The 21,442-nt window shown below is 72.6% G+C and carries 18 protein-coding genes; 9 read left to right on the top strand and 9 right to left on the bottom strand.

Going from position 1 to position 21,442, the window contains the following annotated elements; translation table 11 throughout:
* Window positions 1–95: 95 nt before the first annotated feature.
* Window positions 96–1,265 (bottom strand): mechanosensitive ion channel family protein, encoded by a 1,170-nt coding sequence (locus DVS28_RS22630; RefSeq protein WP_114593475.1) that lies wholly within the window; start codon window positions 1,263–1,265, stop codon window positions 96–98.
* Window positions 1,266–1,383: 118 nt separating this feature from the next.
* Between DVS28_RS22630 and DVS28_RS22625 the strand changes: the two genes are divergently transcribed.
* On the top strand, window positions 1,384–2,112 hold the full coding sequence (locus DVS28_RS22625; RefSeq protein WP_114593474.1) for an aspartate/glutamate racemase family protein: 729 nt from the start codon (window positions 1,384–1,386) through the stop codon (window positions 2,110–2,112).
* Between the two features lie 233 nt (window positions 2,113–2,345).
* Window positions 2,346–4,166 carry an acyltransferase family protein gene (locus DVS28_RS22620; protein WP_164710910.1) on the top strand — a complete coding sequence of 607 codons (1,821 nt, stop codon included), beginning with the start codon at window positions 2,346–2,348 and terminating at the stop codon, window positions 4,164–4,166.
* 24 nt (window positions 4,167–4,190) lie between these two features.
* On the opposite strand, the gene DVS28_RS22615 is transcribed toward DVS28_RS22620, so the two are convergent.
* The 5 genes from DVS28_RS22615 to DVS28_RS22595 are packed head-to-tail and all read right to left on the bottom strand — an operon-like array spanning window position 4,191 to window position 10,378.
* Window positions 4,191–4,994 carry an ABC transporter permease gene (locus DVS28_RS22615; protein ID WP_114593472.1) on the bottom strand — a complete coding sequence of 268 codons (804 nt, stop codon included), beginning with the start codon at window positions 4,992–4,994 and terminating at the stop codon, window positions 4,191–4,193.
* Between the two features lie 31 nt (window positions 4,995–5,025).
* A complete protein-coding gene (locus tag DVS28_RS22610; RefSeq protein ID WP_114593471.1) occupies window positions 5,026–7,752 on the bottom strand; it encodes an alpha/beta fold hydrolase in 2,727 nt (908 codons plus the stop codon).
* Between the two features lie 36 nt (window positions 7,753–7,788).
* Window positions 7,789–8,841 carry a cell wall-binding repeat-containing protein gene (locus DVS28_RS22605; protein ID WP_114593470.1) on the bottom strand — a complete coding sequence of 351 codons (1,053 nt, stop codon included), beginning with the start codon at window positions 8,839–8,841 and terminating at the stop codon, window positions 7,789–7,791.
* Window positions 8,842–8,854: 13 nt separating this feature from the next.
* Window positions 8,855–9,109, bottom strand: coding sequence for a hypothetical protein (locus DVS28_RS22600; RefSeq protein ID WP_114593469.1), 255 nt, complete (start codon window positions 9,107–9,109; stop codon window positions 8,855–8,857).
* A 60-nt stretch (window positions 9,110–9,169) separates the two neighbouring features.
* A complete protein-coding gene (locus DVS28_RS22595) occupies window positions 9,170–10,378 on the bottom strand; it encodes a class I adenylate-forming enzyme family protein (protein WP_216826233.1) in 1,209 nt (402 codons plus the stop codon).
* A 113-nt stretch (window positions 10,379–10,491) separates the two neighbouring features.
* Between DVS28_RS22595 and DVS28_RS22590 the strand changes: the two genes are divergently transcribed.
* The 4 genes from DVS28_RS22590 to DVS28_RS22575 all read left to right on the top strand — a co-directional run bounded on the left by DVS28_RS22590 (window position 10,492) and on the right by DVS28_RS22575 (window position 14,952).
* A complete protein-coding gene (locus DVS28_RS22590; RefSeq protein ID WP_216826232.1) occupies window positions 10,492–11,352 on the top strand; it encodes a 1,4-dihydroxy-2-naphthoate polyprenyltransferase in 861 nt (286 codons plus the stop codon).
* Window positions 11,352–12,329, top strand: coding sequence for an o-succinylbenzoate synthase (locus DVS28_RS22585; RefSeq protein WP_114594351.1), 978 nt, complete (start codon window positions 11,352–11,354; stop codon window positions 12,327–12,329). The genes DVS28_RS22590 and DVS28_RS22585 overlap by 1 nt, the downstream gene beginning before the upstream one ends.
* Complete coding sequence (gene menD / locus DVS28_RS22580; protein WP_114593467.1) at window positions 12,329–14,104, top strand: 2-succinyl-5-enolpyruvyl-6-hydroxy-3-cyclohexene-1-carboxylic-acid synthase; 1,776 nt, start codon at window positions 12,329–12,331, stop codon at window positions 14,102–14,104. Before DVS28_RS22585 ends, menD begins: the two co-directional genes overlap by 1 nt.
* Before the next feature lie 62 nt (window positions 14,105–14,166).
* A complete protein-coding gene (locus tag DVS28_RS22575) occupies window positions 14,167–14,952 on the top strand; it encodes a DUF1206 domain-containing protein (RefSeq protein WP_164710909.1) in 786 nt (261 codons plus the stop codon).
* A gap of 245 nt (window positions 14,953–15,197) precedes the next feature.
* Here DVS28_RS22575 and DVS28_RS22570 read toward each other — a convergent pair whose 3' ends face one another.
* The 3 genes from DVS28_RS22570 to DVS28_RS22560 form a co-directional block, all read right to left on the bottom strand.
* Entirely contained in the window at window positions 15,198–16,289 is a 1,092-nt protein-coding gene (locus tag DVS28_RS22570; protein ID WP_114593465.1) for an isochorismate synthase, read from the bottom strand.
* Window positions 16,286–17,011, bottom strand: coding sequence for a MerR family transcriptional regulator (locus tag DVS28_RS22565; protein WP_164710908.1), 726 nt, complete (start codon window positions 17,009–17,011; stop codon window positions 16,286–16,288). The genes DVS28_RS22570 and DVS28_RS22565 overlap by 4 nt, the downstream gene beginning before the upstream one ends.
* Before the next feature lie 575 nt (window positions 17,012–17,586).
* Complete coding sequence (locus tag DVS28_RS22560; protein ID WP_114593463.1) at window positions 17,587–18,888, bottom strand: hypothetical protein; 1,302 nt, start codon at window positions 18,886–18,888, stop codon at window positions 17,587–17,589.
* 60 nt (window positions 18,889–18,948) lie between these two features.
* Here DVS28_RS22560 and DVS28_RS22555 point away from each other — a divergent pair, with 60 nt between their 5' ends.
* From DVS28_RS22555 to ykgO, 3 genes are all read left to right on the top strand, one after another.
* Entirely contained in the window at window positions 18,949–20,223 is a 1,275-nt protein-coding gene (locus DVS28_RS22555; protein WP_114593462.1) for an amidohydrolase family protein, read from the top strand.
* Window positions 20,208–20,951, top strand: a complete 744-nt coding sequence (locus DVS28_RS22550) for a class I SAM-dependent methyltransferase (RefSeq protein ID WP_114593461.1) — start codon at window positions 20,208–20,210, stop codon at window positions 20,949–20,951. Before DVS28_RS22555 ends, DVS28_RS22550 begins: the two co-directional genes overlap by 16 nt.
* A gap of 180 nt (window positions 20,952–21,131) precedes the next feature.
* Window positions 21,132–21,278 carry a type B 50S ribosomal protein L36 gene (gene ykgO / locus DVS28_RS22545; RefSeq protein ID WP_108667388.1) on the top strand — a complete coding sequence of 49 codons (147 nt, stop codon included), beginning with the start codon at window positions 21,132–21,134 and terminating at the stop codon, window positions 21,276–21,278.
* Window positions 21,279–21,442: the final 164 nt, after the last annotated feature.

The raw sequence follows: 21,442 nt of genomic DNA, 5'->3' as shown, positions 1-21,442 counted from the left end.
ATTGCCCGACACGCGTGGGTTCGAGGGGTGGGCCGGCCCCGGTCGCTTGTCGGGTTCCTGCGACGGGCGGCCGATTGCTCGACACGCGCTGGGGGTCAGCGGTCGACGACCGGCCACTCGCCCGTGCGGGCGGGGTCGGGGTTGGGCACGTCGTCGGGGCCGGGGCTCCGCATGGGCGGGGGAGGAGGCGAGGTCGGCCGCCGTGCGGACGGGTCCTCCGCGGCCTCCAGCAGCCGGGTGGTCGGCAGGGCGTAGGGGTGGTGCTCGGCCAGCCACACGAGGATCCCCTCCCGCAGCGCGCACCGCAGGTCCCAGGCGTTGTGGGAGTTGTGGGCGCTGACCAGCCCGCGGACCTTCACGGTGGGCCCGGTCACCTCGATGACCTGAAGCACCGCCACGTCGCCGTCCCACAGGTCGTGGGCGTCGACCATCCGATGGAACTCCTGGCGCATCGCGTTCATCGGCACCCGATGGTCCAGCTGCCACACGACGTCGCCGATGATCTGCTGGCCGTACATCGACCAGTTCTCGAACGGGGTCGAGACGAAGTAGGAGGTGGGCAGCACGACCCGCCTGCGGTCCCACGTCCGGACCACCACGTAGGTCAGCGACAGCTGCTCGATGTTGCCCCACTGGCCCTCGACCACGACGACGTCGTCGATGCGGATCGGCTCGGCGACGGCGATCTGGATGCCGGCCACGATGTTGGCGAGGGTCGACTGCGCGGCGACACCCACGACCAGGCCCAGGATTCCCGCCGAGGCCAGCAGGGACGTGCCCACCGTCCGGGCCGTCTCGAAGGTCAGCAGCACCGACCCGACCCCGACCATGATGATCAGGGCAGAGGAGATGCGGCGCAGGAGGATGGCCCGCGTCGTCCGGCCCCGTGCCCAGGAGTTGTCCTCGGCATCCATGTCCAGCCCCGAGAGGATGGACACCTCCACGGCGACGGCCAGGCGCATCAACGTGACGGTCCCCCCGATGATCGCAAGGACCAGCAGGGTGTGGGTCAACCCCTCGGTGACCCCATCGGGGAGCTCGGTGAACAACATGCCGCCGAGCAGGCCCAGCAGGATCGAGGTGGTCCGGGCCGGCCACTTGGCGCGGGCGGTCGCCTCCTGCGCGAAGCGGTCCGAGCGCCCCAACCGGAAGATCCCGCGGACGGCCAGCAGGTGCACCCCCAACGCGAGGAACCCCGCGACCACGAGCACGCCGACGCTCAGGGCGGCGTTGGTTGCCTGTTCGACGATCTCTGCTTCTGGCATGCGGGGTTCGGGCGCCTGTCGGGGTGCGGGACGTGCTCCTCGGCCCCTTCTACCCCGGGGTCGGTCGGACAAACGGGAGGCAGGCCGGCCGAACCGCGGGGCCCGCTACGGTGCGGACATGACCACGAATCGCTGTCTCGGCCTGCTCGGTGGCATGGCGTGGCCGTCCACCCTCGAGGCCTACCGCCGCCTGAACCGTCTCGTGCACGACGAGCTCGGCGGGGTGCACTCCGCCGACCTGGTCGTCCGCTCGTTCGACTTCGCGGCTGTCGAGGCCCTGCAGGCCGACGGAGACTGGGACGGCGCCGGCCGGCTGCTGGGCGCGGCAGCGGGCGGGCTGCGTGCCTGCGGGGCCCAGGCGGTGATGATCTGCACCAACACGATGCATCGGGTGGAGGCCGACGTGCGGCGCATCAGCGGACTGCCGGTCCTCCACATCGCCGACGCCACGGCCGCCGCGGTCCGTGACGCCGGGGTCGAGCGAGTCGGGCTGCTCGGCACCGCCTACACGATGGAGGGCGACTTCTACCGGGGGCGGCTGGCGGCGCACGGGCTGGACGTCGTGGTCCCCGACGAGCCCGGCCGGGCCGCCATCCACGCCATCATCTACGACGAGCTGGTCAACGACGTCGTGACCGAGGACAGCCGACGCGTCGCCCGCCAGCTCGTCACTGATCTCGTCGCCGACGGGGCGCAGGGCGTCATCGCGGGGTGCACCGAGATCGAGCTGCTGATCGGCAGCGACGACGTCGATGTCCACTGGTTCCCGACGACGGAGATCCACGTCGACACGGCGGGCGGATGGCTGCTCGGACGCCCGTTTCCGGGACCGCCGCCGGGGGTGTGAACCCTCGGGTCCAACCCTCGACCCACACTTGACGTGTACTCGTGCCGGATACCCCTTGACGACGAGAACGAACTACGGTGTCGTTCGACGCCGAAGCCCTTCGTCGGGCTGGTGCTGCGTGCAGTCCGCCGCCTCTTCCCCCGCCGGTCAGACCGGCACCCCTTCCCCGCATGATCCTTCCTCGTTCGTCACCCCTTCGCTTCAGTGTCGGGCCGGTTCGCAGCCTGCCCTACATGCCGGCGCTCGATGGGCTGCGTGCGCTGGCCGTGATGGCCGTGATCGTCTACCACGCCGACGCGGCATGGCTGCCCGGCGGCTACCTGGGGGTCGAGGTCTTCTTCGCGATCTCCGGCTACCTGATCACCGCCCTGCTGATCACCGAGTTCGACCGCACCGACCGGATCGACTTCGTCGACTTCTGGAAACGGCGGGCCAAGCGGTTGCTGCCGGCGCTGGCCGTCCTGCTGATCGGCGTGGCCCTGCTGGCGATGTTCACCGCGCGCGATGCGCTGGGGAGCCTCTGGGGTCAGTCGGTCGCCGCGTCGACCTACGTGATGAACTGGTCGTTGATCGCGACCGAACAGTCCTACTTCGAGTCCTTCGGCCGGCCACCGCTGCTGCAGCACCTGTGGTCCCTGGCCATCGAGGAGCAGTTCTACCTGCTCATGCCGACCCTGTTCCTGGCCGGACGACGCCTGCTGGGCAGGCGCATCACCCTCGGCGTGGTGCTGGCCGGCATCGTCGCCTCCGTCGCCCTCATGTGGACCGGGTTCGACCCGACCGTGGACCCCTCGCGGCTGTACTACGGCACCGACACCCGTGCCGCCGGCATCCTCGTCGGCGTCGCCATGGCCATGGTCTGGCGGCCCTGGGTCGCCGGTGGCCCGCTGACCGAACGGCTGCGCGCGTCCGCCTGGCCCGACATCGCCGGCGTCGTGGGCCTGCTCGTCATCGGGCACCAGCTGTGGACCCTGGGGGCCTATGACGCACGCCTCTACCGCGGTGGGTTCCTGCTGATCGCCATCGCCACCGTCGCCGTGGTCGCTGCCGTGGCCAACCCCGGCTCGCTGGTCGCCGTGCCGTTGTCGGCGAAGCCGTTGCGCTGGATCGGACAGCGGTCCTACGGCTTGTACCTGTGGCACTGGCCGGTCTTCATGGTCCTGCGCCCGGGCGTGGACACCATCGTGTCCGAGCCGTGGCTGACCGTGCTGCGCCTGAGCGCCACCGTCGCGCTGGCCGAGCTGTCGTTCACCTTCATCGAACGGCCGGTTCGCGAGGGCCGTTTCGGCCAGCAGGTCATCGCGCTGTTCCGCAGCGCACCGGAGACCCCGGCCCTCCGCCGAGGCGTCGCCATCGTGGCCATCTCCGGCGTGTCGTTGTTCGCCGTCGGCAACGTGCAGCTCGCCCGACAGAGCCCCGCGGCGGCGGCGCCCATCGAGCTGGCCACCACCGACGGCACCACCCCCTCCTACATCCCCAAGGGCGTTCGTGGCGGGGTCATGGTCGCCGAGCACGTCGACGGGCCGCCCACCCCGCTGTCCACCGAGGAACCCGCCGGGGAACCGGTCGTCGACCCCGACACCCTTCCGGCCTACGACTTCCCGCAGGTGTTCGTCGTGGGTGACAGCGTCATGGTCGGTGCCGCCGAACAGGTCGAGACCCTCGACGGTGTGGTCATGGACGCACGGATCGGGCGTCAGTGGCACGAGTTGCTGGAGATGCCGGAGGTCGATCCGGGTCCCGACGACGCCGTCGTGATCCACCTCGGCAACAACGGCGCGGTCACCACCGACACGCTCGATGCCGTGCTGGAGCGCTTCGCCGACGCTGGCCGGGTCGTCCTGGTCACCGTCCGTGTGCCGCGACCGTGGGAGTCACAGGTCAACCGGGCGTTGTCGGGCGCCACCGGTCGGTACCCCAACACCGTCCTGGCCGACTGGCAGGGCGCCTCCGACGGCACCCCGAACTGGTTCGGCGGGGACGGCGTGCACCTGACGCAGAGCGGCGCGAAGGCCCTCCGCGACACGATCGCCTACGCCCTGCGCGTCGACTGACCCGTCTCGTCCCGGTAGGTCCCGTCAGCTGAGGACGTCACGCCTGAGGAAGCGCCACCAGGCGAAACCCAGGAAGAGGGCGGCCCAGGGGATCTGCAGCCACATGCCGCGGACCAGGTCGCCCCACCGCGGCGGGTCCGCCAGCAGGCCCAGCCATGCCGCTGACTCGTGCACCGGCAGCCACTGGCGGACGTCGCCAAGCGCGGTGATGTTGTCCAGGATCTGCACGACGATCACGAGCACGATCGTGCCGGCGACCGCCCCCACGGGTTCGTCGGTGACGACCGACAGCGCGAAGGCCAGGCAGGCGACCCAGGCCCCGTTCCAAAGGACGTAGCCGAGGATCGCGAGGATCCGCACGATCGCCTCGCCCTCCGCCAGGGCACCGAAGGGCGTCTCGACCGGTCCCCACCCGAAGGCGATCGTCCCGGCGATCAACCCCGAGACCACGACGACCAGTCCGGCGGCCACCGACAGGCCCAACCCCACGACCAGCTTGCGGCCGAGCAGCCGGGTGCGGCTGACCGGCCGGGTCAGGAGGTAGCGCAGGCTGCCCCACGACGCCTCGGAGGAGACGGGGTCGCCGGTGAACAGCGCGATGACCGACAGCAGCAGGAACGGGGCGGTCGCGGCCACACACGTGATGGTGAAGTTCAGCGCCGACAGGCGGGTCAGGTCGAACAGGCCCGTCGGGTCACCCCCGCCGCCGTCGCCGTCGCCGGTGGTCAGCGCGAACGCCAGGGCCAGCAGCACCGGCACCAACGCCAGCCCGCCCAGCCCGAGCAGGGTCCGACGGCGACGCAGCTGGCGGCTCAGCTCCGCGCCCATGGGACCCTCCTCGGCTGGTGGGTGGTCGGGGTCACGGGGTGCCTCCGGTCAGGTCGAGGAAGACGTCCTCGAGGCGTCCCCGCGGGGTCAACGACTCCACCCCGATGCCGGCAGCCACCAGCGCGGCCAAGACCGCCGGGCTGGTGACCCGGCCGTCGTCACCCAGGTGCACCACCAGGCCGTCCCCCTCGACGTCGATCCGATCGAGGTCCAGGGCCGCGGCGAGCACCGTCGCCGCCCGGTCGTGGTCGTCGGTGCGGACCACGATCGACCGGCTGGCGCCACGCAGCTCGGCAACCGGCCCGCTGACCAGGACGCGGCCGTGCTGCACCACGGCGGCGTGGGTGCACATCTGCTCGACCTCGGCCAGCAGGTGGCTGGAGACCAGCACCGTGATGCCCTCGCGGCCCAGCCGGGCGAGCAGTTGCCGCATTCCCCGGATCTGCTCGGGGTCCAGTCCGTCGGTCGGTTCGTCGAGCACCAGCAGGTCCGGTCCGCCGAGCAGCGACTGCGCGATGGCCAGCCGCTGCGTCATGCCGTGTGAGTAGGTGCGGACCGGCCGGTCGATCGCATCGCCGAGGTCGGCAACGGACAGCGCCCGGTCCATGTCGGCTTCGGCGGGGTCCCGGCCGGCCACCCGCCAGTAGGTCTCCAGGTTGCGCCGGCCGCTGAGGTACGGCGCGAAACCGGGTCCCTCGACCAGCACGCCCACCCGGTGCAGGACCGGATGCCCGGGGGTCATCCGGTGGCCCAGGACCTCGACCGTGCCCTCGGTGGGCGTGATCAGCCCGAGCAGCATCCGCATCGTGGTCGTCTTGCCGGCGCCGTTGGGGCCCAGCAGGCCGAACACCTGACCGCGTTCGACGACCAGGTCGAGGCCGTCGACGGCGACCTTGCCGTCGGCATACCGCTTGGCCAGCCGCTCGATCACCACGGCAGGGGCATCCGGTCGGGCAGCGGCGGCGGCCACGTGGGCGTCACGGCGGCGGAGGACGAGGGCGGCCAGCAGCGCGGCCGCCACGACCAGGACGACCGGGACGAGCACCCGGACCAGCGCCGGGAGGGTCGTGGTGCGCGGTGGGGTCGTGACCGGCAGGACGAGCGACAGCGTGCTGCCGTCGGCCATGACGATCGATGGGTCCCGTCCGGTCGACAGCGCCTGGTCGGTGGTCGCGAGGACCAGCCGGAGGCGGTTCCCGGCCACGAACCGGTGGGCGACCGGTTCCAGCGGGACCTCCAGCCGGCCGACGGTGGCGCGCAGCGGGGTCACCGTGCTGTGCAGCAACGTCGCCGACCCGCCGGGCGTGACGTCGTACAGCTTGGCCAGCAACGCCGGGGCGGGGGCGTCGGCCGTCGACGGCGCGGGCTGCTCCAGCCCGGTGATCTCCAGGTCCAGCGTCGGTCGTCCGACCAGCACGAGGTCGTCGTCCAGGGCAGCGGTCTCGACCGACACGGACTGGCCGGGCACGTCGATGGCCGGCAGCAGGCCTGCCAGCGCGCCCAGGCCCGGTAACGACGACAGGGCCGCAGGCAGGCCGCCGGGCGGATGGGCCACGACCAGCGATCCGGCGACACCGTCGGAATCCTCGGGCCGGTCGTCCTCGACCTCGCTGCGCGGGACGAGCGTGCCGTCGGCCAGCACCCAGCTGGTCGAGGCCGTCGGGCCGAGCACCGTTCCGGGTTCGGCCTCCGGGGTCACGTCGCCACCAGCGACCGCGTCGTACCAGGAGAAGGTCGGTGGCACGCCGTCGTCCTCGCCCGCGAGCCAACGGTCGAGCCACATCGCCATCTCGCGTCCGGCGGGGCTGTCGGGACCGGGCAGACCGCCGTGTTCACCGGCGACCCAGCGCAGCGCGAAGGGCACGTCGGCGGTCACGAGCTCCTCGGCGTTGGCGAGGGACTGGCCGAGCGAGAACAACGTGTCGTCCATGGCGTGCACGAGCAGGGTCGGCGCCGCTGCGTCGGCCAGCCTGCCCGCGGGGCTGCGGGCGGTCAGCAGGGCCGCGTCCTCGGGCGCCAACACACCGGTCCGGGCCGCCTCGACGTACAGCGCACAGATCGCCGGGTCGAACCGGCCGCACAGCCCCGGCACGGCGGGGGTCGCCTGCGCCGGGATGCTGGACGGGGCGGGTTCGTCGATGCCGCCGAGCAGCGCCGACGTGAACAGCAGGCTGACCCACTGCTCCTTCAGCACCCCGGTGCCGCCCGTCGCCGCTGGCGAGAGCGCCCGCGCCAGGTCGTGCCACGCCGCGACCGCAACGATCGCGTCGAGGCGAGGTTCGGTCGTGCCGGCCATCAGCGCTGCCCCACCGCCGTAGCTCCCGCCGGCCAGCGCCACGCGGGGGTCGCCCGTGGCGTCCTGCTGCACCTCGGGCCGGCCGACGAGCAGGTCGACCAGCTCGCTGACGTCGGCGATCTCCCGGTCCGGGTCGTTCAGGCCGATCGTCCCCCCGGACGCCCCGAACCCGCGGGCCGACCAGGTCAGCACAACATGCCCCTCACGAGCCCACGCGCGGGCGGTCTCGTCCAGCGACGACCGGTCGGAGCCGAAGCCATGGGCCAGCAACAACGCCGGCGCGGGCAACGTCACCCCGTCAGCCACGTACAGGCCGGCGTCCAGCGTCACCGACGGGTCACCCGCAGGGCTGGACACCTCCACGGTCAGCGACTCCTCCGCCACCGGGGTGTCGCGCCCCGCGATCACCAGGCCGACCACGGCCAGCACCAGGACGGCGACCCCTGCCAGCGCACGTCGCATCAACGCCCCGGTCCGGTCAGGGCGCGGCCGCTGATGTCAGTCCCCGCAGGCGGTGGCGGCGCGGCGCAGGACCTCGAGGTCGGCGTCGGTGACGACGGTGTCCTCGGCGATGACGAACAGCTCGGCAACCGTGCCGCAGTTGGCCTCCAGCCAGTCCTGCGCGAGGGAGAACGGCATGATGACGCCGCTCTCCAGGCCCGCGACCGGTCCACCGACCAACGCCCGGGCATCGTCGCCATCGGGCACGATCACGACACGGGACGGCTGGAACTCGCGCAGCTCCGTGGCGGTGTCGGCAACGTCGACCGGCCCGGACACGGTGATCACCCGGCCGTCGAAGACGGTGATGGGCGATGCGGTGACGACCTGCTCGATCCCCATCCGGGCAAGCGCATCGACGGTCGGTCCGGGCAGCGCGCCGCTCTGGCTGTACAGCACCGGCAGCGGTGCCGCGCGGCCCGCGGCCAGCCCGCCGGCGGCCAGCCCGGTCGCCACGTCCTCGGCCGGGACCACGAGCGCCGTGCGGAGGCCGTCGAGCACACCGACCTCGCCGTTGTCGGTGAACAGCTGCGCCACACGAACCGCGGTGTCGAACCGGGAGTTGCCGGCGATGCGGATGGTCTCCAGCCCCATCTCGTCGGCGAAGGTCCGTTCGACGACGCCGTTCAGGGCGCTGGTGCCACCGATCAGGATCGCGCGCTCGGTGTCCAGCTCGCGGATGACGTCGCGCGTCTGCGGGCTGACGAGGGTGGCTTCGTTGAGGAGGATCGGCGCCTCGAGGATGCCGGCGAGGCCGGTCGCGGCGACCCCGTCGGCAAGCGCGTCGACGCTGACGATCACCACCGTCTCGGCCCGGCCACCGTGGGCCTCGCGCGCGGCCGATGCGGCCACGCGGATGGGGTCCTCGCCGGTGACGCGCACGACCCGCACGTCGCGGATCTCGCGGGACAGCAACCCGAGCTCGTTCAGGCCGTACAGGATCACCGCCGCGAGGACGAGGACCTGGACCAGCCTGAAGAAAGGATGCTCCAGACGCGACGTGGGGACGTCCCCCCACCCCTGCTGGTCGTCGGGATCACGCCGCCTCACCCGGCGGCTGGGCTCAGGCGGCGCCGCCGTTGGTCTGCCCCTCCGAGGCGTCCACGTGGGTTCCGGCGGTGTCGGGCACGACGGCCTCGTCGACGGTTCCGTTGCCGACGAACCCGGCCCAGATGCCCCCGGCCACGACCATGATCGCGCCCACGATCCACGAGAACGGGGAGTCGGTGACGAACGTGCTGAAGATCGCGACGAAGCCCGCGAGGACCACCAGGTTGGCGATCACGGGGCTGGTCGGCTCGGCAGGAATGGCGGCCATGGCCCATCTTGTACACCAGCGCGGCCGTGCGGGCGAAGACGAGGCGCCGATCGTGGGGGGCTACTGGGCCTCTGCGGCGACGGCTCGCTGGAGGGCCAGGCGGTCGACCTTGCCCGACGGCAGGCGTGGCAACGCGTTGACGACCACGAGGTCGCGCGGTGCGGCGTAGCGCGGCATGCGTTCGGCCACGAAGCTGCGGAGGATGGCCAGGGACAGGACCGCGCCGACCTGGTCGGGCACGACCACGGCCACGGCGCGTTGTCCCCACTCGGCGTCGGGCACGCCCACCACCTCGGCCTCGGCGATGGCCGGGTGCTGCTCGAGCAGGCTGGCCACGCTGGCCGCCACGACCTTCTCCCCGCCGGTGACGATCACGTCGTCGGCCCGGCCGATCACGGTCACCCGCCCGTCGGCACCGACCTCGCCGACATCGGAGGTGACGAACCGTCCGTCGACCAGGCCCTGGCCCGTGCCCGGTGTCGTGGTCCGGTAGCCGGTCATCAGCGTCGGACCACCGATCGTCAGGCGGCCGTCGTCGGTGGTGCCCACGTCCACGCCGGGCAGGGGCACGCCGTCGTACACGCAGCCGCCGCTGGTCTCGCTCGATCCGTAGGTCGTGGTCAGGCCGGGGACGCGCTCGACCAACCCGTCGGTCAGGCGGGCACCGCCGACCAGGACGGTGCCCCAGCCGTCGGGGTCGGCACCGGCGTCCAGCAGGCGGCGCAGCATCGTCGGGACCACGGCCAGGTGCACCGGACCGTCGAGGGCGCGGATCGCCTCGACGTCGAAGCCGTCGTGCAGCACCGCAGGGGTGCCGGTGACGATGGCACGCAGCAGGACCAGGACCCCGGCGACGTGGCTGGTCGGCAGGCAGCACAACCACGGCACGTCCGGGTCGCTGCCCGTGGCGTCCAGACCGAGCGTCGTGCTGGCCTCCACGGCGCTGCGGGACAGCATCACGCCCTTCGGCTTGCCGGTGGAACCGCTGGTCGGGACCACCACGACGGTGTCGTCGGGTACCGGTTGACCGCCGGGGAGGGCGATCAGCCCGCCCGGTTTGACGATCGCGCCGGGCTTCAGGTCGGCGACCAGCCCGCCCCGCGCACGCGGGGGCAGCCGCGGGTCCAGGGGCAGCACCGCCGGACCGCCGGCCCAGGCGTCACGCAGGGCCGCGTCCATCTTCTCGGGCGTGGCCTCCACCGCGAGCAGCAGCCGGCCGCTGCCGTGGGTCGCGGAGCCGTCATGGGTCACGGAGCCGTCGTCAGTCACGGCCGACACGGTATCCGTCCGATGCCCCCTCCCCATCGTGGGTGGAGGTCGACCCGATGCGGGCCGGTGGGTCGTGTGTGCCATCCAGACCTGTATCCGTACGATCTGAACCCGTGAACCCCTATGTCGAGGCGGCCCGGCCGCGCACCCTCACCGCCGCGGTCGCGCCGGTCATCGTCGGTACGGCCACCGCGGCCACGTTCGTCGCCTGGCGGGCCCTCGCCGCGTTGATCGTGTCGGTCAGCGTGCAGGTGGCCGTCAACTACGCCAACGACTACTTCGACGGGGTCAAGGGCGTCGACACCGAAGCTCGGCTGGGCCCCCGCCGCGCCGTCGCCTCGGGGATGATCAGCCCGCCGGCGATGAAGCGCGCGATCCGCAACGCCTTCGTCGTCACCGGGCTGGCGGGCCTGGCCCTTGCCGCCGCCACCACCTGGTGGCTGCTCGCCGTGGGCGCGCTGTGCTTCCTCGCCGCCCTTGGGTACTCCGGCGGGCCCAAGCCCTACGCCTCGGCTGCGCTGGGTGAGGTGTTCGTCTTCGTCTTCTTCGGGCTCGTCGCCACCGTGGGGAGCGCCTTCGTGCAGGACGAGGCCGTGACGGTCACGGCGGTGCTGGCCGCCGTCCCCGTGGGCCTGTTCGCCGTCGCCATCCTGATCGCCAACAACCTGCGGGACATCCCGACCGACGAGCTCGCCGGCAAGCGCACCCTTGCCGTCGTGCTGGGCGACCGCGGGACGCGCCACCTGCTGACCGGCACCATCATCGGCGCGTTCGCCTTCCTCGGGGTCATCGGGCTCAGCGTCGGGTCGGCCTGGCCCTTCCTCGCCCTGCTGGCCGCCGTGCCCATCGCCCGACCGCTGGAGGACGTGCGCGAGGGCGCCGCCGGACCGGGTCTCATCCCGGTGCTCGGCGGCATCGCCCGAACCCAGCTCGCCTTCGCGGTGCTGCTGACCATCGCCCTCGTCCTGGCGTGATCGTCGACGTGGCCGCTCCCGTCCCGTTCACCGTTCCGCTGGTCACCCGGTTCCGACGGGTGACGTCGCGGTCGGGGGTGCTCGTCGGTGGTGCCGCCGGGTGGGGGGAGTTCTCCCCGTTCCCCGACTACGGCCCCGAGGTCACCCGCTGGTGGTGGCTGGCCGCGCAGGAAGCCGCGGCGGAGGGCTACCCCGACCCCGTCCGCGATCACGTCGAGATCAACACGATCGTGCCGGTCGTCGACCCCCAGCGGGCACACGAGATGGTCACCGCCAGCGGCTGTCGGACGGCCAAGGTGAAGGTCGCCGACCCGGGGGTGTCCCTGGCCGAGGACGAGGCCCGGATCGAGGCCGTCCGCGACGCGCTTGGGGTGAGCGGCCTGATCCGCATCGATGCCAACGCCGCCTGGGACGTCGACGAGGCCACCCGGGCCATCCGGCTGCTGGAACGGGCCGCCGGGGGCCTGGAGTACGTCGAGCAGCCCTGCGCCACGTTGGCGGAGATGGCGACGCTGCGCCGACGGGTCGACGTGCCGCTGGCCGCCGACGAGTCGGTCAGGACCGCCGAGGACCCGCTGCGGATCGCCGGGTTGGAGGCCGCCGACATCATCGTGGTCAAGGTCCAGCCGCTCGGCGGGGTGCGACGGGCCCTGGCGGTGATCGAGGCAGCGGGGTTGCCGGCGGTGGTGTCCTCCGCCGTCGAGACCTCCGTCGGCCTGTCCGCGGGGCTGGCCCTGGCGGCGGCGCTGCCGGAGCTGCCCCATGCTTGTGGGCTGGGCACGGCGATGCTGCTGGCCGGTGACGTCGTGGCCGACCCCCTCGTGCCGGTCGACGGCCGGCTGCGGGTCCGTTGGGTCGAGCCCGAGCCCGAGCTGCTGGAACGTTGGGCGCCCGGGGACCCCGAGGCCGTGCTGGACCGCTACCGTGCAGCCGCCGCGGCCGCCGGGGCGGCGGTGCCCGAGGAGGGTGGACTGTGATGCCCGATCAGCAGCCGAGCGCGACCGCCGTTGCCCTGACCCTGGTCGACGAGCTCGCCGCGCAGGGCGTGACCGACGTGGTGGTGTCCCCCGGCTCGCGGTCGGCCCCGCTGTCGCTCGCCGTGGCGGCCCACGAGGGCCTGCGCATGCACGTCCGCGTGGACGAGCGGTCCGCGGCGTTCCTGGCGCTGGGGCTGGCTCGGGGGTCCGGTCGTCCGGCAGCGATCGTCTGCTCGTCGGGCACGGCGACGGCGAACTACCACCCCGCGGTGATGGAGGCGGACGCGGCCGGGGTGGGGGTGGTCGTGCTGACCGCCGACCGGCCGCCCGAGCTGCGCGACATCGGCGCCAACCAGACGGCAACGCAGCAACACCTCTACGGCGGTGCGGTCCGCTGGTTCCACGAGGTCTCGGCCGGGGGTGACCGGCCCGGTGTGTACCTGCGGTCGGTGGTCGCCCGCGCGGTTGCACACGCCGTCGGTGGCGTCGCGCCCCCCGGCCCCGTCCACCTCAACGTCCCCCTGCGCGAGCCCCTCCTCGACGACACGGCCACCGCCCTCCCCGGCCACCCCGCGGGCGCGCCTGTCGCCACGTCCCGATCGGCGCGATCGGGGCCTGCGTCGCCCATGGGGGGTTTGGGCCCCGATCGCGCCCGTTCCCGCGCGGGGGACTCCACCAGCGCGGGGTCGGCCCGATGGCTGCCCGACCCTCGCGAGGTGCTCGACGGGCGACGTGGCCTCGTGATCGCGGGGGAGGGTGCGGTCGGTGGTGACGACGTGCTCGACCTTGCCGCGGCCCTCGGGTGGCCGGTGATCGCCGAACCCACGTCCGGCCTGCGCCTGCGCGAACCCGCCGTGCGCACCGGGCACTGGCTGGCTGCCTCCGAGGCCTTCGTGTCCGCCCATCGGCCCGATGTGGTCGTCCAGCTCGGCCGTCCGGTCCTCTCCCGGGCCGTGGCGGCGATCGTGGCCGTGTGCGACGACGTCATCGTCTGCGACCCCCTCGAGCGGGGTTGGGACCCCCAGCGCAACGCACGCCTCGTCCTGCCGGTCGCCTTCGCCGACTGGGTTGCCCCGATGGTGGCCGGCAGCGACCCCGTCGACGGGTGGCTCGACGCCTGGCTGGACGCCGACCGTCGGGCGGGTGCGGTGGTGGACCGCCTCCTCGAGGACAGCGACGAGCCGACCGAGCTCGGCGTCGTCCGCGACCTCGCCCGGCTGATGCCCGCCAACAGCGTGCTGACGGTGGCCTCCAGCCTGGCGATCCGCCACCTGAACGAAACCATGCCCGTGCGCGAAGGGCTCCGCGTCGTGGGAAACCGGGGCGTGTCGGGCATCGACGGGTTCGTCTCCACCGCCGTCGGGGTGGCGCTGGCCCACGACGGGCCGTCCGCGGCGCTGGCCGGCGACCTCTCGATGGTGCACGACATGACCGGGCTGGTCATCGGCCCCGACGAACCGGTGCCGGCCCTTCCCATCGTGGTGATCAACAACGACGGCGGCGGCATCTTCGACCTCCTGCCGTACGGCTCGCAGCTGGCCGCGGCCACGTTCCGCCGGCTGTTCGCCACGCCGCACGGCGTCCCCCTCGGCGGAATGGCCATCACGACGGGGGCGGGTTACCTCGGGTTGGACGAGATGGCCGACCTGCCGGGCGCCCTCGACGACGCATGGGCCAACCCCGGAATCACGATCATCGAGGTCACCACCGACACCCCGACCGAAACCGCCCGCTACCACCGGATTCGCGAGGCCGTCGCCGCCGAGCTCGGCTGACGGCCCGACCCCGTCCGGTCGCTTCGGGTTTCGCCGACCCCCTCCCGGGCCATGTTCGTCGCATGCCCGACACCTCTCCCTCCCTTGGCCAGGTCGGGTTCGCCGGCCGAGCCGTCCTGTATGCGACCACCGGTTTCCTTGCGGGACGCATCGCCATCGGCCTGCCCGGTGATGCCGGTGCGCAGGGGGCCATGCAGCAGCTGGGCCAGCTCCCCTTCGGCATGGTCCTGCTGGGAATCCTGGCGGTGACCCTCGCGGTCTTCGCGTTCTGGGCCGGAGTGCAGGCCATCGGCGGTGATCACGGCGAGCTCGACGTGCCGCACCGCATCGGTCGTGGCGCCCAGGCGCTGGTCCACGGTGGCCTGGCCTTCCTCGCGGCCAAGCAGGTGTTCTCCGGCGGGTCCGGTGGCAGCTCGCAGTCCTCGCTCACCGCGACGGTGATGGAGAACCCCGTGGGTCGAGTGGCCATCGGGCTGGTCGGCGTGGGCCTCGTCGCCGTCGGGGTCCGACAGCTGTGGCGGGCGTGGAGCGGCGACCTGCGCGAGGAGCTCGACGGCGGTGGCCACCCCTCGTGGGCGCGGACCGCCGGACGGCTGGGCTACGCCGGACGGGGGCTGACCTACCTGCTGATCGGGGCGTTCGTTACCCACGGCGCCGTCGTGTTCGATCCCGACGAGGCAACCGGACTCGACCGGGCCCTCGACGAGCTGTCGCGGACCGCGCCCGGGCGGGTGGCCGTGGTCGTCGTTGCGCTCGGCCTGGTCACCCTGGCGGTCTGGTTCGGCCTCGTCGCCCGACACGGTGTGCGTGACGAGGTCGACGCCACCCCGGAGCCCGCCAACGGGTGACCGTGATGCGGTGCCTCGCGCAGGGCTGACACGTTTCAGAAAAGAACGAAGCGCCCGGAGGAGCCGATCTCCGGGCGCTTCTTGAGCGATGGACTCCGGAGACACCTGGAGCAAAGAGGGCGGAGCTTCAAGGTCCGGGTCCGTCGCTGAACCACAGAATGCGGTGACCATGTGGCCGTTGTGCAACGTCAATGTAACGATGTTGTGTCAGCGAACATAATGCGCGGGGAGCGCACGAACGTCCTTCAGTTCGTTCGGGCGCCGAGCGCCTGCTGCATGGTGTTGAGCTTCAGGCGGGTCTCCTCGAGCTCCGCCTCGGGCAACGAACCGGCCACGATCCCGCAGCCAGCGAACAGGCGGGCCCGGCGTGCCGTGAGCTGCGCACAGCGCAGCGCGATCCCGAACGTGCCGTCACCGTTGCCCCGCACCACACCGACCGGGCCGGCGTATCGAGCGCGGTCCATGCCCTCCAGGGACCCGATGAGGGGAACGGCCACCTCACGGGGCGTGCCGCCGACGGCCGCCGTCGGGTGCAGCGCGCCCACGAGCTCGAGCACGTGGGTTGGTTCGCGAAGCGTGCCCGTCAGGCGGGTCGCGAGGTGCTGGAGGTTGTCCAGCCGCAGCAGCCACGGGTCGGCGTCCACCTCGAGGTCGTCGCAGAGGGGGGCGAGGGCGGCGCGAGCGGACTCCTTGGCGTACCCGTGTTCCTCGCGGTCCTTCTCGCTGGCGAGGAGCGCCCGGCCGGCTGCGTCGTCGGGCGTGGTGGTGCCGGCGAGGACGACGCTCTCCACCCGGTTGCCGATGCGACGGACCAGCAGCTCCGGTGTGGCGCCGACGAAGCCCTCGTGGACGAAGGTCATGCAGGAGGGGAACCGGGCGGCCAGCTTCTCGGCCAGGCCGATGGGGTCGAGGACGTCGTCGGCCCAGACCTGCAGGTCGCGGGCCAGGACGACCTTGTCGTAGCGGCCCTCCCGGATCTGTGCGGTGGCGGTGGCGACCGCCTCCATCCAGTCGACCTCCGAGACCGACGCGCCGGCGTAGCGGACCTTGTTGACGCCGTTGACCAGCTCGGCACGACCGTTGCTGCCGGGGCCGTCGACGCGGACGAGCTGTTCGGGGATCGCGATCGCGCTGCCGTCGCTGCCGGCGTCGAAGGTGAAGGAGGCGAACGCGACCCCGTCGGGGGCCAGGCGGTCGCTGAGCCATTCCGCGGATCGGGTGAACCGGTCGAGGATGGTGGGGGGTTCGAACCGGTCGGTCACCCCGTTGCCGATCCACCCCTGCTGCTGCTGGACGAAGGCGTATCCGGCCGGGTCGGTGAGGGCGTCGAGGGTCACGCCTGCGCCGCCTCGTCGGCCTCGAGCCGCTCCCGGGCAGCGGTGAGCAGCCGGCGACGGAAGGTGTGGGCGATGATCTCGGTTGCGGCGGGCAGCATCGTCTGCAGCGCCTCGACCATGCGCCGGGCCGCCTCGTCCTCGTCGTCGACCTGGGCGCGGATGGGATCGCGCACGAACCGGGCGAACAGGTCGACGGCCTGGTCGGCGATGCCCCCGATTGCGGCGTCGTGCTCGCGGGCGAGGGCCAGCAGCTCGCTGATCGGCACCCCGGAGTCCAGCAGCGCCTGCCCGGCCCGCACGGCATCGACGTCCTCCGCGCCGTAGGGGATGTCCTCCTCGGTGGAGGGGATGAGGATGCCCTGGCGGGCCACGGACTCCAGGACCGTCAGCGACACACCGGTGTGCTCGGACAGCTCGGGCAGGTCCATCGGCCCGATCGGGGCCAGGTCGGCCCCCTCGGCGGCCGGTCGCTGGATCGCGGCGGCCAGCGCCTCCTCCCCCGCATCGAGCTCGCCGGCGAGGGCCCGCTTGACCATGGCGAGGGTGAACCCCTGCGCCTTCAGGTCCCTGATCCGCCCGAGGGTCGCCACGTGGCCGTCGTCGTACCAGGCCGCCCGCCCCTCCCGCTCGGGAGCGTCGAGCAGCCCCAGCGACTGGTAGTAGCGGATGGTGTCGACCGACAGGTCACAACGGCTGGCGAGCTCTTCGACGCGGTATCGCACCGCGCCACTGTACGAGCGGTTGCTCAAAGTGTCAGTGTTTGCTGGTCGCCGCTCCGCCGTTGTTTGTTGGTCCTCGCTCCGCTCGTCGGGTCCTCGGGCTCTGATCCGACGAATCGCTCCCTCGATTCTCGGCCCTCGCTTCGCATCGGGCGCTCCGAGCCTCGCTCGCGTTTCGCCGGCGCCCTGCGGCGGTGCGTTGGCACCTCGGGGGGCTGCGCACACGAACGGTGTGTGCGTTCCCTCGCTCCAGGTGCTGCTGATCGCACCCACCCTCGACCGTTGTGCGACATGAACGCCCCGAGAAGACGGGCATGTCGCACGAAACCTCACCCCGGGTGCGGTCGACCACCCTCAAAGGCGCTCAACGCACACGCCGGCCTGACCACCGCGGCCGAACCGGGCACCGGCCGCCGCAGGGCGCCGGCGATCCGTGAGCAAGACTCGAAGCCACGAGCTTGCGAGAGGCGAGAATCGGCGGAGCGGATCGGCGGTTACGAGCCCGAGGACCCGACGAGCGGAGCGAGGACCAACAAACACCGTCGGGTCAGAGCCCGAGGACCGTGGCGGCGGAGCCGTCACAATGTAGTAGCGAGGTACCAGGCGATCGCGATCAGGGCGGCCAGGAAGAGGGCGCCGGCGGCGATCTGGAGGGGGCCGCGGGGGGTGAGGGTGTCCTCGGTGACAGGCTCGAGCTCGTAGGTGGGCTCGATGCGGGGAGGGCCGGCGGGCAGGTCCTGCAGGTCCAGGGCGGAGGGGGCGTCGGGGGCGAGGTCGTCGAGCGTGACCCGCCGGGGTCCAGCCACCGGTGGCAACGAGCTCGTCGGGCTCGTCGGCGGCAGGACGACAGCCCACTCCTCCTGGACGGCAACCGGCGGCTCGGCTGGGGTGTCCAGGGCAGCGGGGACGACCGTCGAGGGGTCAAGCTCGGGCAGCTCGGTGGTGATCCTGTCCGGCGGCGCGGCCTGCAGCTCCGGGGGCACGTGGGCGGCACGGGAGAACAACGGGACGGTGTCCTCCTGCCGGGGCGCTCGCGGGGGCGCCTCCTCGGCACCCTCCGGCGCCGGGCCGTGCAGCTGCTGGAAGAGGGATCGGGCGACCGCCGGGCCGTCGGGTGCGGGCGGTCCGGGCAGCGGGGGCAGCGGCTCCATCACCGGCATGGCGTGGTCCCCCGGCTGGGCCAGCCGACGTCCGGCGGCGGCCGCGGGCAGGTAGCTGGGGCGCTCCAGCTCGTGGCCGGCGAGCACCCGGCCGGGCACCCAACGGCGCTCGACGGGCTCCGCGTGACGACGGATCAGCCCGGCGGGTGGGGTGGCGTCGGCCGACCAGCGGATGGTCGGCGCGGCGTCAGGAGTCGCGCGGGTGGCGGACGCAGCGGGGGAGGAGGGGATCGACCCTCCCGCGGGGGAGGCCTGCTGGCGGCCCGGCACCTCCCTGATCGGCAGGGGAGAGGGTTCGTCGTGGTCGTCGGTCATCGCCGACACGCCCTGTACGTCACCGGCCATCCGCTCGACCAGCCGTGGAGACGGCGTGGTGAACGCGTTCTGCGTCATCGCCGGGATCGCCGGGGACAGCTCCGCGTCGGGCAGCACGATCGTGACGTCCGGCTCGGCCCCCTCGGGTGACGACTCGTCGCGTGCATCGTGGCCCCGCGACGCCTCGTCCTCCGTCGCACCGCCAACCCGTTCGGCAGCGATCTCGGCCGCCCGGTCGGGGTCCACGACCTGGTGGCCCAGCGCGCAGCGGCCCCGTTCGTCCACGGCAACGACCTGCCGGCACTTGTCGCACCGCTCGCCTGCCTCGACATCGTGGCGCTGCCGGCCGCGCCCACGGCCGGGGCGGCTGCCGCGGCGGGTGCGAGGTGTGTCGGTCTGGCTCATGTGCGTAGACTCCAGCGCTCGTTGCCGAACATCTGCTATTCCGCGTCCGTCGTCTGCCCGATGTCAGGACCGCCGCTTGCCGACGGGGCCGTCCTCGTGGCCGACGGCGTCATTGTGGCGGTCGGACATGCCAGTGACCTAGCACCCTCGGCTGACCGGCACCACCACCTCGACGGTGTGCTGCTGCCCGGACTGGTCGACGGGCACACCGTCCTCGAGCACTCCGACGTGCGTGCCATCGCCCGTCCGGGGCCCTTCCACATGTGGCTCAGGGCCGTGCTCGGCTTCACCCGGGGGTGGGACGGCGAGCGCTGGATGCGCTCGGCCCACCGAGGTGTCCAGGACGCCCTGCGCCACGGCGTGACCACCGTCGTGGACTCCGTCGTCCGTGGCCCGGCCGTGCCCGCTGCCGGTCGTGCGGGCCTGCGTGGGCACTCCCTCGTGCAGGTCATGATGGTCGACATCACCGAGCACGACGCGGTGCTCGAGGCCGTCAGGACCTCGCTCCAGCGTCCTGCCAACGGCCGCACCGTCGGCATCGCCCCCCACTCCTCCTACACCCTCGGCACCGGGGTCATGCAGGCGCTCGGCGCCCTCGCCCGGGAGCTCGACCGGCCGCTGCAGATCCGTGCGGCGGAGTCCAACGCCGAGATCGCCGCCATCCGCCAGGGCGACGGGCCCCTCGTCGACCTCGCCACCGAAGCGGGCATGGACGTCGAGTGGGCACCCGACGGTGTCGGCAAGGGCGCGATCGGCTACCTCGACTCCCTCGACCTGCTGGGCCCCGGCACCTCGGTGGTGCACGGCGTCTGGGCCGACCTCGCCGAAGCACGCATCCTGGCCCGCGCCGGTGTGCCCGTCGTGTGCTGTCCCCGCGCCAACACCATGCTGCAGGTCGGGGAGGCCCCGCTCGAGCGGTTCGCCGAGGCGGGTACGCCGCTTGCCCTCGGGACGGGCAGCGCCGCCGCAGCCGGTGACGCCGACCTTCTGGCCGACGCCGCGGCGTGGGCGCAGGTCGCCCGGAACCGCGAGCTCGTCCTCTGGCCGTCGCCCTCCGCCGGGCCGATCTCGCTGGAGGAGGCCGCCATCCGGCTGGCCACCGTCGACGGCGCCCGGGCCCTCGGCCTCGGCGACACGGCCGGCATCCTCGAAGCGGGCCGCCCCGCCGACATGGTGGGTGTGGCCATCGAGACCACGCCCGGCAGCGTCTACCGCGACCTGGTCGAGCGCGGCCCGGGCCGGCAGGTCCTGACCGTCCTCGGCGGCCTCCGCAAGTCCCGCCGCAACGACCCCGACGTCCCGTGGCCCGAGCTCGAAGAATGGAAGGACCTGTGACCGCTGGTTCGCTGCCCGACCCGCGTCCGACCGAGGACAAGGACGCGGCGCTCGTCCAGGACATGTTCGACCGGGTGGCGCCTCGCTACGACATCGCCAACGCGATCCTGTCGTTCGGGTCCGACCAGCACTGGCGGCGTGTCGCCGTCCGGGCCGTCGATCCCCAGCCGGCCGAGCGGATCCTCGACGTCGCCACCGGCACCGGGTTGCTGGCTCGCGAGCTGGACCGTGCCGGCGCCGACGCCGTGGCGCTGGACTTCTCCTGGAACATGCTGGCCGCGGGCAAGCGCAGCGAGCGTCGCACCGGGCAGCGTCCGCTGGCCTGGCTCAACGGCGACGGCACCGCCCTGCCCTTCGCCGACGACAGCTTCGACGCGGTCACCATCAGCTTCGGCCTGCGCAACCTGCCCGACCCCCGTGCGGGCCTGCGCGAGTTCGCCCGTGTCACCAAGCCGGGTGGTCGTGTGGTCGTGATGGAGTTCTCCAGTCCCACCAACACGCTGTTCCGCCGGGTCTACCGGGACTACCTCGTCCGTGCCCTGCCACGCATCGCCGAGGTCGTCACCTCCGACCCGGCGGCCTACCGCTACCTGGCCGACTCCATCCTCGAATGGCCCGACCAGCCCCGCCTGGCCCGCTGGTTCGTCGACGCCGGCTGGACCGACCCGCGGTGGCAGAACCTGACCGGCGGCATCGTCGCCATCCACACCGCACGCCTGCCGGAGTAACCCCCGCTCACGGCGGTCGACCACGGCCCGGAACCGACACGGGTTTCACGCTTCCCAGCGGCGTGCTACGATTCTTCGTCCACGGCTGCGCGCCGCCCTGCGTCGTGCGCGCGTCTGTGCCCATCATCGCCCCACCGGTGGGCACCAGGAAAACCACCCCTTCCCCACGAGGAGCATCCCATGAAGGTCGTCAACTCCATCGGCACGCTCAAGAAGCGCCACCCCGACTGCCAGGTCGTGAAGCGCAAGGGCCGCATCTACGTGATCAACAAGACCAACCCCCGCTTCAAGGTCCGCCAGGGCGGCGCCAAGAAGAAGCGCTACTAGGCGATCCCCGCAAGGGAGATCCCAGAGTCGACGCCACCCCTCGGGGTGGCGTTCGTCGTTCCGGCCCCCGTGTTCTGGTGACCGACAGGGGGCCGGAAGCCAGCGACATCCCGTTTCTCACCCCGGTACGTGTTCACACGGGGCCTCGCTGCCGTTAGGTTCGT

The sequence above is a fragment of the Euzebya pacifica genome (assembly GCF_003344865.1).
GTDB classification, from domain to species: Bacteria; Actinomycetota; Nitriliruptoria; order Euzebyales; family Euzebyaceae; genus Euzebya; species Euzebya pacifica.
The sequence above is the reverse complement of the archived record's forward strand: the minus strand, read 5'-3'. Positions and strand labels throughout refer to the sequence as shown.

Coding starts and splice junctions, on each gene's coding strand:
- DVS28_RS22560 (WP_114593463.1), bottom strand. CDS start 18,888: ATGAGCCAGACCGACACACCTCGCACCCGCCGCGGCAGCCGCCCCGGC.
- DVS28_RS22630 (WP_114593475.1), bottom strand. CDS start 1,265: ATGCCAGAAGCAGAGATCGTCGAACAGGCAACCAACGCCGCCCTGAGC.
- ykgO (WP_108667388.1), top strand. CDS start 21,132: ATGAAGGTCGTCAACTCCATCGGCACGCTCAAGAAGCGCCACCCCGAC.
- DVS28_RS22615 (WP_114593472.1), bottom strand. CDS start 4,994: ATGGGCGCGGAGCTGAGCCGCCAGCTGCGTCGCCGTCGGACCCTGCTC.
- menD (WP_114593467.1), top strand. CDS start 12,329: ATGCCCGATCAGCAGCCGAGCGCGACCGCCGTTGCCCTGACCCTGGTC.
- DVS28_RS22625 (WP_114593474.1), top strand. CDS start 1,384: ATGACCACGAATCGCTGTCTCGGCCTGCTCGGTGGCATGGCGTGGCCG.
- DVS28_RS22600 (WP_114593469.1), bottom strand. CDS start 9,109: ATGGCCGCCATTCCTGCCGAGCCGACCAGCCCCGTGATCGCCAACCTG.
- DVS28_RS22555 (WP_114593462.1), top strand. CDS start 18,949: ATGTCAGGACCGCCGCTTGCCGACGGGGCCGTCCTCGTGGCCGACGGC.
- DVS28_RS22575 (WP_164710909.1), top strand. CDS start 14,167: ATGCCCGACACCTCTCCCTCCCTTGGCCAGGTCGGGTTCGCCGGCCGA.
- DVS28_RS22620 (WP_164710910.1), top strand. CDS start 2,346: ATGCCGGCGCTCGATGGGCTGCGTGCGCTGGCCGTGATGGCCGTGATC.
- DVS28_RS22610 (WP_114593471.1), bottom strand. CDS start 7,752: ATGCGACGTGCGCTGGCAGGGGTCGCCGTCCTGGTGCTGGCCGTGGTC.
- DVS28_RS22550 (WP_114593461.1), top strand. CDS start 20,208: ATGGAAGGACCTGTGACCGCTGGTTCGCTGCCCGACCCGCGTCCGACC.